The organism is Olleya marilimosa CAM030, from assembly GCF_000518485.1.
Taxonomy (GTDB): domain Bacteria; phylum Bacteroidota; class Bacteroidia; order Flavobacteriales; family Flavobacteriaceae; genus Olleya; species Olleya marilimosa.
This window is the reverse complement of sequence record NZ_JADR01000008.1, coordinates 1-12,963: the sequence shown is the minus strand read 5'-3', so window position 1 is coordinate 12,963 and position 12,963 is coordinate 1. Positions and strand designations below refer to the sequence as shown.

The 12,963-nt window shown below is 31.3% G+C and carries 14 protein-coding genes; 8 read left to right on the top strand and 6 right to left on the bottom strand.

Going from position 1 to position 12,963, the window contains the following annotated elements; all coding sequences use genetic code 11:
- Positions 1-64: 64 nt before the first annotated feature.
- Both clpP and clpX read left to right on the top strand, forming a co-directional pair.
- On the top strand, positions 65-739 hold the full coding sequence (clpP, locus tag M890_RS0110140; RefSeq protein WP_028283432.1) for an ATP-dependent Clp endopeptidase proteolytic subunit ClpP: 675 nt from the start codon (positions 65-67) through the stop codon (positions 737-739).
- 81 nt (positions 740-820) lie between these two features.
- Entirely contained in the window at positions 821-2,053 is a 1,233-nt protein-coding gene (gene clpX, locus M890_RS0110135) for an ATP-dependent Clp protease ATP-binding subunit ClpX (RefSeq protein ID WP_028283431.1), read from the top strand.
- Positions 2,054-2,273: 220 nt separating this feature from the next.
- Here the strand turns inward: clpX and M890_RS0110130 are convergent, their stop codons facing one another.
- Positions 2,274-3,788: a GH3 auxin-responsive promoter family protein gene (locus tag M890_RS0110130; RefSeq protein ID WP_028283430.1), complete on the bottom strand. Its 1,515-nt coding sequence runs from the start codon at positions 3,786-3,788 to the stop codon at positions 2,274-2,276.
- A 42-nt stretch (positions 3,789-3,830) separates the two neighbouring features.
- On the opposite strand from M890_RS0110130, the gene M890_RS0110125 reads away from it, so the two are divergent.
- From M890_RS0110125 to M890_RS0110115, 3 genes are all read left to right on the top strand, one after another.
- Positions 3,831-4,625: a DUF2797 domain-containing protein gene (locus M890_RS0110125; RefSeq protein ID WP_028283429.1), complete on the top strand. Its 795-nt coding sequence runs from the start codon at positions 3,831-3,833 to the stop codon at positions 4,623-4,625.
- A gap of 70 nt (positions 4,626-4,695) precedes the next feature.
- Entirely contained in the window at positions 4,696-4,920 is a 225-nt protein-coding gene (locus tag M890_RS0110120; protein ID WP_028283428.1) for a hypothetical protein, read from the top strand.
- Positions 4,921-4,950: 30 nt separating this feature from the next.
- Complete coding sequence (locus M890_RS0110115; RefSeq protein ID WP_028283427.1) at positions 4,951-5,316, top strand: hypothetical protein; 366 nt, start codon at positions 4,951-4,953, stop codon at positions 5,314-5,316.
- An 87-nt stretch (positions 5,317-5,403) separates the two neighbouring features.
- Here M890_RS0110115 and M890_RS0110110 read toward each other — a convergent pair whose 3' ends face one another.
- The 3 genes from M890_RS0110110 to M890_RS0110100 form a co-directional block, all read right to left on the bottom strand.
- On the bottom strand, positions 5,404-5,919 hold the full coding sequence (locus M890_RS0110110) for a gamma carbonic anhydrase family protein (RefSeq protein ID WP_028283426.1): 516 nt from the start codon (positions 5,917-5,919) through the stop codon (positions 5,404-5,406).
- 63 nt (positions 5,920-5,982) lie between these two features.
- Entirely contained in the window at positions 5,983-6,717 is a 735-nt protein-coding gene (locus M890_RS0110105; protein ID WP_028283425.1) for a LytR/AlgR family response regulator transcription factor, read from the bottom strand.
- 2 nt (positions 6,718-6,719) lie between these two features.
- Positions 6,720-8,885, bottom strand: coding sequence for a tetratricopeptide repeat-containing sensor histidine kinase (locus M890_RS0110100; RefSeq protein ID WP_028283424.1), 2,166 nt, complete (start codon positions 8,883-8,885; stop codon positions 6,720-6,722).
- A gap of 207 nt (positions 8,886-9,092) precedes the next feature.
- Between M890_RS0110100 and M890_RS0110095 the strand changes: the two genes are divergently transcribed.
- Complete coding sequence (locus M890_RS0110095; protein ID WP_036597427.1) at positions 9,093-10,106, top strand: SIMPL domain-containing protein; 1,014 nt, start codon at positions 9,093-9,095, stop codon at positions 10,104-10,106.
- Between the two features lie 59 nt (positions 10,107-10,165).
- Here M890_RS0110095 and M890_RS0110090 read toward each other — a convergent pair whose 3' ends face one another.
- Complete coding sequence (locus tag M890_RS0110090; RefSeq protein ID WP_028283422.1) at positions 10,166-11,176, bottom strand: PorP/SprF family type IX secretion system membrane protein; 1,011 nt, start codon at positions 11,174-11,176, stop codon at positions 10,166-10,168.
- Positions 11,177-11,428: 252 nt separating this feature from the next.
- On the opposite strand from M890_RS0110090, the gene M890_RS0110085 reads away from it, so the two are divergent.
- Together M890_RS0110085 and M890_RS0110080 are read left to right on the top strand one after the other, a co-directional pair.
- Positions 11,429-12,331 carry a NifU family protein gene (locus M890_RS0110085; RefSeq protein WP_028283421.1) on the top strand — a complete coding sequence of 301 codons (903 nt, stop codon included), beginning with the start codon at positions 11,429-11,431 and terminating at the stop codon, positions 12,329-12,331.
- 121 nt (positions 12,332-12,452) lie between these two features.
- Positions 12,453-12,653 (top strand): dodecin family protein, encoded by a 201-nt coding sequence (locus M890_RS0110080; protein ID WP_028283420.1) that lies wholly within the window; start codon positions 12,453-12,455, stop codon positions 12,651-12,653.
- A gap of 82 nt (positions 12,654-12,735) precedes the next feature.
- Here the strand turns inward: M890_RS0110080 and M890_RS16035 are convergent.
- Positions 12,736-12,963 (bottom strand): T9SS type B sorting domain-containing protein (locus tag M890_RS16035; protein ID WP_036597425.1); only part of this gene is annotated, 228 nt, incomplete at its 5' end.

Sequence of the window (12,963 nt, the reverse complement as noted above, 5' to 3'; positions counted from 1 at the left end):
GGCGTTGTTTAGCAAGACTAAACAACGCCTAATTTTTTCAATTAAAATAACATTTAAGCAGACTATGGATTACGGAAAAGAATTCGAAAAATTCGCTATAAAAGATCAAGGTATAAGTAGTACGTATTACAACAAAATTATAAGTAGTATGTATCCTACTAACTTAACGCCAAACATTATTGAAGAGCGTCAAATGAACATTGCTATATTTGATGTGTTTTCGCGTTTAATGATGGATAGAATTATATTTTTAGGAACAGGTATTAATGACCAGGTTGCTAATATTATTCAAGCACAATTATTATTTTTAGAAAGTACAGATGCTAATAAAGACATCCAAATATATATTAACTCTCCAGGAGGAAGCGTATATGCTGGATTAGGTATCTACGACACTATGCAATTTATTAAACCAGATGTAGCAACTATATGTACAGGTATGGCAGCCTCAATGGGAGCAGTATTATTATGTGCAGGAGCAAAAGGCAAGCGTAGTGGATTAACACACTCTCGCGTAATGATACACCAACCTTTAGGTGGTGCACAAGGTCAAGCTAGTGATATAGAAATTACTGCACGTGAGATTTTAATCCTTAAGGAAGAACTTTACAAGATTATTAGTAAGCATTCTGGACAAGATTATGATAAAGTGTATGAAGATAGTGATAGAGATTACTGGATGAAAGCTGACAAAGCTAAGGAATACGGAATGATTGACGAGATTTTAGCTCGTAACTAAATATTTAAATTAAAGGGTCATTTTAATTATAAGTTATCATTTTATAGCTTACAATTAACTATTGACTTTTAAACAAAAAAAATGGCAAAGGAAGAATTAGAATGTTCGTTTTGTGGTAGGAAAAAGCCAGAAACCAATTTATTAATTGCTGGTTTAGATGCACACATCTGTGATAGATGTATTGAGCAAGCACATGGTATTGTTGTTGAAGAATCTAAAGAAGAAGACACTAAAGATCTTTCAGCAGAATTGATGCTGAAAAAGCCGCAAAAAATAAACAGCTTTTTAGATCAGTATATTATTGGTCAAGAATACACCAAAAAAGTAATGTCTGTAGCAGTTTACAACCACTACAAACGTTTATTACAACCTCCAACTAATGATGATATTGAAATTCAAAAATCAAACATTATAATGGTTGGACAAACAGGTACAGGTAAAACATTAATGGCTAAAACCATTGCAAAAATGTTAAATGTACCCTTAGCTATTGTAGATGCTACTGTGTTAACAGAAGCAGGTTATGTTGGTGAAGATGTAGAAAGTATTTTAACACGATTATTACAAGCTGCAGATTACAATTTAGATAAAGCACAAAAAGGTATTGTGTTTATAGACGAGATTGACAAAATAGCACGTAAAAGTGATAACCCTTCAATAACTAGAGATGTCTCTGGCGAAGGTGTACAACAGGCTTTACTAAAACTTTTAGAAGGTACTGTAGTTAACGTTCCGCCAAAAGGTGGTCGTAAACATCCTGACCAAAAGTTTATTGAAGTAGATACCGAAAATATTTTATTTATTGCTGGTGGTGCTTTTGATGGTATTGAGCGTGTAATCTCAAAACGATTAAACATGCAAGCTGTAGGTTATAGTGCATCTATTAAAGAAGATGTTGTAGACCACAATAATTTATTACAATATATTATCCCTAAGGATTTAAAAGACTTTGGTTTAATACCAGAAATTATTGGGCGTTTACCTGTTTTAACTTACATGGATCCACTTGACGGTAAAACGTTAAGAGCTATATTAACAGAGCCTAAAAACGCCATTATCAAACAATATAAAAAGCTGTTTGAAATGGACGAAATAGAGCTAAGTTTAACCGATGGTGCTTTAGACTTTATTGTTGACAAAGCTATAGAGTATAAACTTGGTGCTCGTGGATTAAGAAGCTTGTGCGAAGAAATCCTTACGGACGCCATGTTTGAACTTCCTGGAAGTGACACTAAAAAACTAAACGTAACAAAAGCTTACGCTGAACAAAAATTAAGCAAGACTACTATTAAAAAATTAAAAGCAGTCTCTTAAATTATAGTTTACGCAATTAAAAAAACCACTTTAGACAGATGTTTAAAGTGGTTTTTTCTTGATTAAATTCAATATGACTTCCCTTAAAGCCAGATTAATAGCAAGACTAATATATGTTTTATTTGTTTGATAACCAAATAAATAGACTGATTTATTTAAACTATGATAATTATAAAATAGACATTAGTTAAAAAGAACAGTAAATAACACTAACTATTACCTATGTATTTAAAAGTATTAGCTCGTCCATATATTGACGCGTATTAGATAGTCTTGGGACTTTGTGTTGGCCTCCAAGCTTATTATTTTGCTTTAACCAATCATAAAACAACTGCTCTCTAGCTATATGTATTTTTGGTTTATTTAATGTCATATTATTATAACGTTTAGCTTCATAGTCTGAGTTTAGACTTTTAAGTGCATTATCAAACAGCTCATTAAAATAATTAATATCCTTTGGAGGCGTTTTAAACTCGATTAACCACTCATGCGCACCTTTTTCTTTACCTTCCATAAATATTGGAGCTGCTGTGTAATCTACAATTTCTGACTTCGTCTTTTTACATACTTTTTTTAAAGCATCTTCAGCGTTTTCAATAATCAACTCTTCACCAAAAACATTAATGTGGTGTTTTGTGCGTCCTGACACTTTTATACGATAGGGACTGATAGAGACAAACCTTACGGTATCACCTATCATATAACGCCAAAGCCCAGCATTAGTTGTAATTACAACTGCATAGTTTTTATTAAGTTGCACCTCACTTAATGGTATTACTTTTTGGTCTTTGGTCCCAAATGTATCCATTGGGATAAACTCGTAAAAAATACCATAGTCTAACATTAACAATAAATCGCCAGAGTAATTTTGATCTTGAATTGCAAAAAAACCTTCCGATGCATTATAAATTTCGTAATATTTAAAATCTTTTTTAGGTAAAATGTTTCGGTATTGCTCGATATACGGATTAAAGCTTACACCTCCATGAAAATACACTTCTAGATTAGGCCAAACGTCAAATAAGCTTGTTTTATCAGTTTTATCTAATACGTTATTAAGTAAAACTAACATCCAACTTGGTACTCCTGCAAGACTGGTCACGTTTTCGTTTATAGTCTCGTTAACTATAGCAGCCATTTTAGTTTCCCAATCACTCATTAAACTAACCTTACTACTTGGTGTACTACTAAACTCTGCCCAAAAAGGCATATTGTCTATTAAAATAGCGCTTAAATCTCCAAATGCAGTTCCGTTTTCTTTGTACAGTTCCTTACTACCTCCTAACCTTAAGCTTTTACCTGTAAATAATTGCGAGTCTTCATTATTATTGAGATACATACATAGCAAGTCTTTACTTGCTGCATAATGACACTCCTCTAAACTGTCAAAACTAACAGGAATAAACTTACTTTTAGCACTGGTTGTACCACTAGATTTTGCAAACCACTTAATTGGCTTTGGCCAAAAAATATTATTTACACCTTGTCTTGAGCGCTCAATACTATCCTGTAAATCCTCGTAAGTAGATATTGGTACGCGATCCGCAAAGGTTGCATAGTTTTTTATTGAAGCAAATTCGTGCTTTTTACCAACCTCAGTGTCTTTAGCAATATCTAGTAAACTAAATAATAGCTCTTGCTGCACCTCATTTGGATACTTTAAAAACAACTCTATTTGATGAAAACGCTTCTTTAAAAACCATGAAGCAATAGAATTAACAAGAGGAATTGGCATAGTTATTTGTATCTTTAAGTTTTAAAAATAATACTTTTTTTTATGACCTACCAAGGTGTGTTGACAAAAATGCAAACCGAGTTTTCTAAACCTATAAACTACTATATGGTTTTTAAAAATGACTTTATTAATATTAACCAATTATTAGACAAAACCTTAACGTTTAGTTTTGTAAAATACGAGTGTCTAAATTGCCATTTAGATAAGCCTATTTATCGTCAAGGTTTTTGTAAAAGTTGCTTTTTTGAGATTCCGCAAGCAGCAGATTGGATTATGAAACCCGAGTTAAGTCAAGCGCATTTGGATATTGAAGAACGTGATTTGGCTTACGAAAAACAAGTACAGTTACAACCACATATTGTCTATTTAGCTAATTCTAGCAATATAAAAGTTGGTGTAACTAGAAAAGGTCAAGTCCCAACGCGTTGGATTGATCAAGGTGCGCATGAAGCTATCGAAATTGTTGAAGTGCCAAACAGATATCTGGCTGGTATTACTGAAGTTGCTTTAAAGGATTATGTTGGCGACAAAACTAATTGGCGTACCATGCTTAAAAATGATATTAAGGATGAAAATTTAATTGAATGGCGTGATAAGCTAAAACAGTATATACCTGACGAAGCAAAACAATATTTTATTGAAGATAATCAGGAAACTAATATTGAATTTCCAGTCTTACAATATCCAACAAAACCTAAGTCTTTAAACTTTACTAAAACACCACATTACACAGGTGTTTTAAAAGGTATTAAAGGACAATATTTAATTTTTGAAGACAACACTGTTTGTAACATTAGAAGTAATGAAGGTCTGGTTGTAAATATTAGTATTACTTAATTTTATAAATAAATTAACGAGCCACACAAAACATATTACTCTAGTTTTTAGTAAATTGTAAATAAAAACTATGAAAACGCCTGCAATGCTTTGGGTGGTCATTACTACCTTACTATTAATTACTGTTACCATTATGGTAGCCATGAACATATCCTTTAGTTGGGTCTTTTACCTAACTGTTATTGGACAAATTTTTGTAGCTATTATGGTTTATAAAGTATTAAAAGACCACTACTTTACGGATAAAACATTTGAACATTTTTACGAAGACAAACCTTTTAATTACAGAAAGTAATTATTTTAAATGTTTTTCGACTTAGTGTAAATGACTACACTAGTATTTGTTTATAATGCCAAATCAGGTTTTAAAAACCTAGCACTTGATATTGCACATAAATTATTTAGCCCTAAAACTTACGCTTGTAATTTATGTGCTTTAACGTTTAACAGGTTTACAGAAAATACAATTTGGAAGGATTTTAGAAATAGAACTGATTTAGAAATTGAATTTTTACATATTGACGCGTTTGAAGCAAAATTTAAAACTGAAAATTTCAGTTACCCAATTATATTATCCAAAACCAATAACACGTTTCAACCTTTTTTGTCAAGCAAAGCTATTGCGTCCTTAACATCTGTGGAAGAACTAATTCTTACTATTGAGTCCAAGTCTTGCGATAGGTTGCGTTAGCGGTAGTAATGACATCCTTTTTTTGCTGACATATATGGCAAAAAAAGATATAATGGATGACGCGACCCTTGTGGTAACGCCCAAAAATTACTCTTTAAACCAACCTGAGTATTTGACGTAATTATCGGCAATACGATTTATTTCTCCATTGATTAACTCTTTACTAATGTCTTTGACTTTTTTTGCTGGTACACCTGCGTAAATGCTTCCTGATTGGACTATTGTATTTTGGGTTACGACAGCTCCTGCTGCTATTATACTGTTACTTTCTACAACGCAATTATCCATTACGATGCTTCCCATACCTATTAACACGTTGTCGTGAATTGTGCATCCATGGACTATAGCATTGTGACCAATGGATACATTATTACCTATAATAGTTGGGTATTTTTGATAGGTACAATGCACGACTGCTCCATCTTGTACATTGACTTTGTCTCCTAATTTTATATAATTTACGTCACCACGTAGCACTGCATTAAACCAAATGCTGCATTGTTTGCCTATTTGAACGTCGCCTACTATGGTTGCGTTTTCGGCTATGTAACAGTCTTCTGTAATTTGTGGTGCTTTACCGTTTACTGGTTTTATTATTGGCATGTGTTATTTGTTTTATGTTTTTTTTGTTAGTTACTCTAAAAACACCAGAACTGACGTATTGTATTATTTAAAGTATGATAATAAATCTGATTTTTTTGAAGCAGATACCATAATTTCTTGTCCGTTACTAAGTATTACACTTCCTCCTTTTCCTTTTACGTATTTAACGACTTCGGCTACATTAATAAGGTAGCTTTTGTGCACACGAGCAAATCCTGATGGTGTTAGTGCGTCTTCAAAATATTTTAGTGTCTTACTGACAACTTTCTTTTTATTGTTGTTTAAATAGATCTCAGTATAATTATCATCTGCTTTACAATATAAAATATCTTTGGTATTTAACACCTCAAAACCGTCTTGTTGTGGAATGGTTATTTTACCTTCTACATTATTGGTTTTAGGTATTAATACTTGGTCTTGTAACGCGTCTTCTTTTGACTTAATTTCAGAAACGTAGTCTACTGCTTTAATCAACTCGTCAATATCTATTGGTTTCATTAAATAATAAGAGGCGTGTGCATTTAGGGCATCCATTGCGTAGTTATTATAAGCGGTTACAAATATGGTTTCGAAATCGCGATCACCAACTTTGTCTAATAAATCAAATGCGTTACCATATGGCATCTCTACATCTAAAAACACTAGGTCTAAATCTAAGGTACGTATTAACTCTAAGGCTTCGTTAATATTTTCTGCCTCTCCAATTATATTAACTTTAGGACAGTATTTGGTTAAATAGTTTTTTAATATGGCTCTACTTTGTGCTTCGTCTTCTACTAATATTGCGTTTAGTTTCATAATTAATCTTTCTTTAAGGTTACCACCACTTTTGTCCCAACGTCACCTTCAGTTGTATTATCGTCTATATACACATCGACTTTGTCTTTGTACATTTGGTTTAAAATAGAGACACGTTTTTTAATATTTCCTAATCCTTTAGAGTTGTGTTTTTGTTGATTTTGGGTCTTTAAACTTTTAGATTTTTTACGTCCAATACCATTATCTGCAATGGTAATTGCTATTACACCTTTTTGTTTTTTGGTTATTGAAATCTCTAACAATCCCATGTCATTTTTATATCGTAGTCCATGCCAAACTGCGTTTTCAATATATGGCTGAAGTAACATTGGCGGAATCTGGTAGGCTTCGATATCTATAGTTTTGTCTATATTTATGGTGTATTCAAACTTATCCTTAAACCTGAAATGCTCCAACTTAGTGTATAATTCTATAAGTTCAATTTCTTTTTGAAGCGGAATAAAATCTTCTTCAGAATTCTCTAAAACTGCACGCATTAATTTAGAAAAATCGGATAGGTATTTGTTTGCAGTCCTCTCGTCATTAGTCGCAATAAAACTGTTTACCGAGTTTAGTGCATTAAAAATAAAATGCGGATTCATTTGGCTACGTAAAGACTTTAATGCCAATAAATTGTTTGCTAATTTTTGTTGTTTTATATATTTAAACATCAAATAAGCTGTTACTGCCAACAGGAATAAACCACCTATTAATGAATATATAATAAGTTGCTGACTTTTATTTTTTTCTTCAGATAATTCAACTTGACTTAGCGTCAACTTTCGGTCTGTTTCTAGAGTTGTAATTCGGTTTTGCTTTTCGGCAATACTTTTATTAAATCGTGCTGCTTGCGATATTTCTTGCTCTTTTTTAATGTATAGTTGGTCCACAGTTTTAACGTACTCGTCAAACATTAATTTAGCTTCGCTAAAATTACCAGACTCGACATACACATCTGTTAGTTTTTTAGTCGCATCTTTTTTAACTATTAAGTCTTCTTTTTTATCTGCTTCTTCAATACTTTTTTCTAGATATGGAATGGCTTCTTTATACTCTTTTTGAAGGAAATATGCATTACCAATTTTATAGTTTTGTTTTTGTTTTGTGATGTTACTCTCGTTAGCTATTACAGAGTCTTTTTCAATAACAGCGATATCCTTAATAATCTCTTTTCTAGTTTTAATTTCTTGATCGTAAGATTGGTTGACATTTTGAAAATCTGCAAACTTAATTTTTTGTTCAACCTCTCTTGTTTTATTTTCTTGAGCAGCAAGTGCTACAGAGTTTTCTAGTAACACTTCGGCTTTAGCCTTATTACCTTCTGAATTATAAACCTCTCCTAATTTAGAATTTAGATCTGTTATTTTTGGCAAAATTTGATTGGTAGTCGCTATTTTTAATCCTTCTGTATAAGCTTGCGTTGCTTTACTGTTTTGATTGATTTGAGCATATACATCACCTAATCCTTCGTAACGTATTACGTTTTGCCAATTAGACAAATCGCTAGTTTTTAAACTATTATATATTGCTAAACTTTCTTGGTGGTTTTTGTTTTTAAAATAGGCTTTAGCTAATTTTAAATTAACATCTGTTGCATTTACATTATTTAAACTTATACGATAGTTTGTTACTGCTAAATCGTATTGTTTCCAATACATATAGACATCTGCCAAGACCTCAAAAGCTTCGGCATTTTGCTTAACAGATGTGCTTTTGGGAATACTTTCGGTTATAAATTGTATACTTTTTTCGGCTGAAATTTTCTTGTAAAAAACAGCAGAATCTATGGTGCTTTTAAACGAATTTGATTTTGTTTTTATTTTTTTAACGTAAGCATCTTCAATTAACGCATGCACTTCAACTGTTAAATCGTCATGGGACTTTACGGTGTAATAAATAGTCTCAAAATCTTTATGACTAATCATAATCTCATCTCCTATTTTTACACTAATCCTAAACTCACCACTTAAACTTGTGCTAGTGTAAGAGCCTCCATTAACTTGGATATTGACATCCACAACAGGATTATAAGTATCTACCTCTCTAACTAATCCTTTTATGGTAAAAGTAACATCATCATCAGTTTTATTAAACTGTTGTTGAGCTTGCATGATATGCTGTGCTGTTAAACACAATAAAATAGTTAGTAGTATGCGTAGGTTTTTCATTTATTAAATTATAAAACATAAACTTACGCACTTTAGCCCATTAAATAAAATGTACTTTTTTCAATTTGATAAGTAAAATAACTAAAATTATAGTCTTAACTCATTTATATACTAAACTGACTCATTAATGTTGTTAGTTTACTCAATCTAGTTTTTGTTTTAAATATGTTGCTTATAGGTTTACCAAAATAAAAACTTATAACCATTATGAAACTTACTAAATTATTTGCCCTATTTACTTTACTTTCTATTAACATCCAAGCTCAACATATGGGTAATCTTAATCAAGGTATTTCCAGACAAAATATAACTAGCGGAAATGCTATTGCTTATGGTAACTCACCTAGACAAGTCACACCTAATTTAAATCCTAATAGCACTATTGTAATTGACGTTAGAGCGTTGCAAAATGTAAAGGCAACTAATTACACTGCTATTTTTAATGTTTCGCAAATTGGCGAAACTGCTGAAACCACTAATAGTCTTTTAAATAATCGTATTGCAAATATCAAAAGTGAATTGTCCTTGATAGGAATTTTAGAAAAGGATATTGCTATTGATGTGATATCGTTTGTTCCAGTTTATGAGGTGGAAGTCACCAAAAAACTATTTAGTAAAACCTATACAGAAGTCCCAAAAGGATTTGAGCTGCAACAAAATATTCATATCCAGTTTACTAAATCACAACAGTTTGAAAAGATTTTAACTGCTTGTGCTAAAAATGAAATTTACAACTTAGTTAAAGTGGATTATTTTATTGAAAACATTACTGAAGTCTACAAAAATCTTCAAACTAAACTACTAAATTTAATATCTGATAAAAAAGAATATTACAACCTATTAGGTTTTAAGTTAGACAATTATAATGTTGTAATGGCAGATCAAAAATATTGTTATTTCCCTAAAGATTTTTATCAAAACTATCAAGCTTATAATAGTATATCTTTTCAGGCGTTAAAACAGGATAAAGGCGTTACTGAAGCAAAAAAACAAACCTCATACTATTACCAACCCTTATCTTACGAAAACTATGACATTGTAATAAACCCTTCTATTTTAGAACCAGTAGTACAAATTGGAATGGAAATAAAATTACATTTTACACCTAAACCAGCTGAGCAAAAACAAGAACCTGTTATTAAAACAGAAATTAAACATAAATACTTTGTTATATCACCTGATGGAAGCATTGATGTTAAAGAGTTAAATACTAACCATTAATTAAATTCATAAAAAAAGCCTCATAAAATGAGGCTTTTTTTATAAATTATATAGTTAACTTAGTTAATTGCAGGACAATTACAACTATATCTTTCTTTACCACAATTAAAGTTAAATCCTAAAGTTAATTGGTGGAATCCTCCGTTATTAAACACCACAGAGTTTGCTTGATAGCTATAATTATAAGCAAACACAAAATTGTTTACTTCCACACCTAATATTGGTGTTATATATTGTAATTTTTGGCTGCTTACTCCAGATCCATCTCTAAATTCTGCTCCATCTAACGATCGTCTGTAAGACAATCCTCCCCAAACTTTACCAAAGTCAACAGTTTTGTAAGCTTTAAGATTAATATCAAATGATGCTTCCTCTGTAGCATCTCTATACATAAACATTGCAGAAGGTTCAAAGCTCCATTCACTACCATAGCTTCCAAATGTGTTACCAACAGACACTAAGTAAGTTCTTAAATTATCGTAACTTAAACCTTGTTCGTTAAAGTTAATACCATCATTTTTCAATAAGTTTTTTACGGTTGCGTGTGCATAAAAATCATATAAAAAGTAAGAAAAACCAAAGTCTACATTAAAATTAGTAGCAGACTGCTCTATTCCTGCAATTATAGGATCAAAACCATCAGCTAAAAAGCTTGTTTCATCCAACTTATATTGTATTGCTCCAACACTTAACCCAAAAGACAATTGGTTTAGGTCAGTAGTACTTCTAGAAAACATTAAATGATGTGCGTAAGTAAAATAGGCTCCTGTTTGAGAGTGGTAACCATTTTTATCGCTATAAACAATAGCTCCAATACCAGATTGTGACTCGCCAATTCTACCATTTACACTAGCAGTAATTAATTTAGGCGCATCATCATCTCCAAACCACTGCTGTCTTCCTGTAACCCTAAGCTTAGCACAATTTGCTGCACCAGCCATAGATGGGTGAATCAAGTAATAGTTATCCGTTAAATAATCTGAGTAGATTGGTAATCCCTCTTGGGCTTTTAAAAGTTGAGTGCCAAATAAAGCAACAATTGCTATTAAAAATATGTTTTTTAATCTCATAATCTCTTATTTCGAGGTAGACAGGTCTATAAAATAGCTACGCTATTGGGTTTATAACTAACTTTTAAATTAAAAATTAAAAGTTAGTCTCAAATATATAAATTTACAACGTATAATTTCAATCGTAAAAGTTAAAGGTTCAAGATAAAAATGTTTTATCAAATAAACCTCAAAAATCGTTAAATTTTATAAAAATCAAATATAATAGATATCTATACTTTTCTTTAGTATTTTTGCAAAAAAAAAGCAACAATGAGTGATTTTAAAGTTTCAATACAAGAAACCTCTAACCCAACCATAATAAAATTTGAACTTAACCAGTTTATAACTAAGCATCAAAGCTTTGAGTTTAATAATATTGACGAGGCTAAGGACTCACCTTTAGCACAACAATTATTTTATCTTCCATTTGTAAAAAAAGTATACGTCTCTAGTAATTTTATAGCTATTGAAAGATATAATATTGTAGAATGGAACGATGTTAAAACTGAAGTTGCAGAACAAATTGAAACGTATCTTAACGATGGAGGAATTGCTGTATCAGACACAGCTGCAACAAAAAAAGTTGCTGTAACCGTTTACACGGAAAGCACGCCAAACCCATCAGTATTAAAATTTGTTTCAAACAAAAAATTAGTAACCTCTTCTTACGAGTTTACATCTATCGAAACTGCTAAGCCATCACCTATGGCTACTGCTTTATTTCATTTTCCGTTTGTAAAAAGTGTCTTTTTTGACGAAAACTATGTATCAATCACTAAATATGATATCGCAGAATGGAATGACATTTCTTTTGAATTAAGAGAGTTTATAAAAAATTACATAGAAGATGCTAAAGAAATTGTATCTCCAGACGCTCCAGAAGTTGTAGAAAAATCTGTCGAAAAAGTAGAAGCACACTTTGAAACATTGGATGACACCTCTAAGCAAATTGTAAATATTCTAGAAGAATATGTAAAACCAGCAGTTGCCAGTGATGGAGGAAATATCCAATTTGAATCCTATGATGAAACTACTAAAACAGTAAAAGTAATTTTACAAGGTGCATGTAGCGGTTGTCCATCTTCAACATTTACATTAAAAAACGGAATTGAAAACATGCTTAAAGAGATGTTAGCGGGTAAAGTCGAGTCGGTTGTAGCCTTAAATGGTTAATTTCAACCAATAAAATGAACTGTTTATCCTGTTTGCTATATTGTTAGGATATTTAAATCTGTGATTATTGTATTAAAATTTGTAATTTTAAGAAACAAACAATAATTAAAAATCAAATATTATGGCAGTATTAAAAGTAATTGAAGTATTATCAAACTCAGATAAAAGTTGGGAAGATGCAACTAAAAAAGCAGTAAAGCATGCGTCTAAAAGCGTTAAAAATATTAGATCTGTCTATGTACAAGACCAAAGCGCTAGCGTTGAAGATGGTGAAGTTGTAGATTTTAGAGTTAACCTTAAAATTACTTTTGAAGTTAACTAATACCTTTTTAAAGTATTTTATTATAAAAAAAGCCTGAACATTTGTTCAGGCTTTTTTATTGGTGTTATTTAATCTTGCTTATTTACCTTTTTAAAGTAAAGTGAGCTTTAAATTGTTTTCTTGTATTTGTCGTATCGTTTGGTTCTCTATACTCAACCGTAAACCAATAGTCACTGGTTGGCATTGGGTTACCATTATACGTTCCATCCCATCCTGGACCACTTGGGCTTAATTGTTTTAATAATTTACCATAACGATCAAAGATGTATATCTCAGCATCTAATTGGTCTTCTATCCCGTAAATGTTCCA